The sequence below is a fragment of the Nocardia sp. NPDC060220 genome, from assembly GCF_042727815.1.
GTDB lineage: Bacteria > Actinomycetota > Actinomycetes > Mycobacteriales > Mycobacteriaceae > Nocardia.
The window spans coordinates 1-1,774 of record NZ_JBHWZY010001138.1; the positions used below are offsets into that span (position 1 = coordinate 1).

2 protein-coding genes are annotated in these 1,774 nt (G+C 64.1%); both read right to left on the reverse strand.

The window, feature by feature from the left end; translation table 11 throughout:
* Nucleotides 1-248: 248 nt before the first annotated feature.
* Nucleotides 249-1,022 (reverse strand): sulfite exporter TauE/SafE family protein, encoded by a 774-nt coding sequence (locus tag ACFWF3_RS34550; RefSeq protein WP_379318247.1) that lies wholly within the window; start codon nt 1,020-1,022, stop codon nt 249-251.
* Nucleotides 1,023-1,548: 526 nt separating this feature from the next.
* Nucleotides 1,549-1,774 (reverse strand): carboxymuconolactone decarboxylase family protein (locus ACFWF3_RS34555; RefSeq protein WP_379318249.1); only part of this gene is annotated, 226 nt, incomplete at its 5' end.

The following is a 1,774-nucleotide window of genomic DNA, read 5'->3' on the forward strand; positions in this document are numbered from 1 at the left end:
CACGGCGGATCAGTTCTTGTGTGCGAAGGAACTCCAGACGGCCGTGAGGGGACCTGGACAGGCGATCGTCCTCCGAGGCGCCGGAGTAGTGCTGTGCGAGATCAGAAGTCATGCCACATACTCGGCCGGCGCAGTACACGGCGGCAACGGATTATCAGTTCGTGGCTGCTCCGTGTCATCGCACACAATTCGGCAGGAGCGGACTTCGCCGGATACCCGATCCGCATTGCAGTGCGCGCGAAGATGCCTCAGAGTGATTGTGCGGCATAGATGCTCGCTGTCACGATAGCCACCCCGCCCAGGGCGAAGCGCAGTCCTCGTTCGGGTAGTTGGGGTTGCAGGTGCGCGCCGAGATATCCGCCGACCAGGCCGCCGATCCCGCAGCTCAGCCCGATCGCCCAACCCGGGGCGATGCCGGTGCCACCGGTCACCACGGCGAGGCCGAGGTAGGTGGCCGCGCCCGCGATCGAAGTCAGGAACGTCGAGGCCAACGCCGCCGGTGCTACTTCGGCTAAGGGAACGCCCCGGCCGACCAGGATCGGGCTCAGCAACGATCCACCACCGATTCCATAGATCCCGCCGACCACACCGACCGCCAGCGCGGTTCCGGTGATGAATCGGATAGACGGCCGCGGCTTGTCGTCCCCGGCCCGAGTGGCCGTAAACAAACATAGCCACACCCCGAGAGGCATCAGCAGTGCCGCCGCGATGAGCTTGAACACGCCCGCACTCGGGACCAAAAAGACTCGGATCATCGCGCCGACCACGACACCGGGCAAGGTGCCTACCAGCAGGATTCGAGTCAGCGGGCTGCGTAGCGGGCCCCGGCGGCTGTAGCGCCGCAACGCCCCCGGTATCGACACCACGTTGAACAACAGATTCGTCGGAGTCACCGCAGGGCTGGGTACTCCCAACACGCTGATCTGCACCGGCAGCAGGAACACCGCGCCCGACACCCCGACCGGTGCGGTGAGCATCGCGACGACCAACCCCGCCACGAATCCCGCCACCAGCACGTTCACTCGCCGAACTATCCCAGGTCCCTACCGGGTCTGGCCCCCTTAGCTTCCGGGTGCGTCGAATTCAGAGCACGTTCCGGCCGACTGAGGCAGGCACCATCATCGGCACGAGATGTTGCTTCTGTCGAGGTGGCAGCGCCTGGCGTGCATGTCGTCGGCTAGCCGTCATGCTGTGTCGCTGTCCCGCGTTGCAACTTTCCTTGGTGGAAGTAAAGGTTCCAGCTGCCGTCGCACAGGAGCCAGATCGAGCTGCGCACGGCCGTTCTTTCCGAGCTCCGTGTCCGATAGGTCATCTGGATCATGGTCGGCCCCAGACGCGCTGCTGTGACATTGTCGATCGTTGGCGTCAAGGAGGTTGTCAACGTCAAACGCAGGATGCTCCCTCTTCGGCAGTACAGGACGTCTGACAGTCTCGTCGAGTACGGAGTGTTCCATAGGCGTCAGAAGGCCGAAACTGATCAATGTACGCCTCAGAGAGGCGAGCGCGAGTTCGCTGCGCGGCAAAAGGTTCGACCTGCTGCGGGGTTGGTCAGAGTTGATCGAATTCCTGCTGGGCGATCCGCATGGCGGCCAGTGCCGCGGGTGCGCCGCAATATCCGGCGGTGTGGATGATCGACTCGGTGATCTGCGCGCGAGTGAGCCCGTTGTTGAGCGCGCCTCGCACGTGGCCGGCGAGCTCGTCGTGTGCTCGTAACGCTGTAAGGATTCCCAGGTTGAGCAGGCTGCGGTCGCGGCGATCCAGACCAGGCCGATTC